The sequence below is a fragment of the Halobacillus sp. BBL2006 genome, assembly GCF_000786645.1.
In the GTDB taxonomy this organism is placed as follows: Bacteria; Bacillota; Bacilli; order Bacillales; family Halobacillaceae; genus Halobacillus.
The window spans coordinates 1-616 of record NZ_JRNX01000995.1; the positions used below are offsets into that span (position 1 = coordinate 1).

The following is a 616-nucleotide window of genomic DNA, read 5'->3' on the forward strand; positions in this document are numbered from 1 at the left end:
TCTCGAAATCGAGTCTTACAGAATTCTGCACGTTTGTTGAATAACCTTCGTTTGATCATTTTTTAATTATAAGTATTAAGAAACTCCCTGTTTCAAAAACAGGGAGTCTGATTTCACATTTGATATCTGGTTTGAAGTAAAAAAACAAAGGCTAGAAGTGAATGAGGAATCTCTTCTCTAATCTTCCATTCTACAATAGAACCTTGAATATCACTGAAACGCTCGGCCGCTTCCAGTGGAACAGCACCATTTTTGATAACCGCCCAAATCCTGCCGTCCGCATCTTTCACCTTGAAGTGGGCGACCATCTCATCCCCTTCTGCACTCCAGCGGCAGCCTTCTTTTTCCACATAGCGATAGATTCGTTGAGCTGTTGCTTTATTTTTAGAAATTTCGGTGTAAGCGACATAGTCACCTTCGGCATGCTGAACATAGCCACGCCAAGTAAACCCACCTTTTTTCTCAATCCGATATAGAAGATTTCCATCGTTGTCTGTCATTTTATACTCTGCCGGTCGAATCGCACCATAGGACATAACAGCGGCAAGCAGAAACGAGTTTCTATGCTTAAACGGTGATTCTTCTTCAATCTTGCCATAGCTTTCACCCGCCATAT

General features: G+C 41.9%; 1 protein-coding gene. It reads right to left on the minus strand.

Annotation, left to right across the window (positions count from 1 at the left end):
* Positions 1 to 113: 113 nt before the first annotated feature.
* The coding region (locus LD39_RS23380; RefSeq protein ID WP_035554086.1) for a hypothetical protein at positions 114 to 616 on the minus strand (503 nt) is incomplete at its 5' end.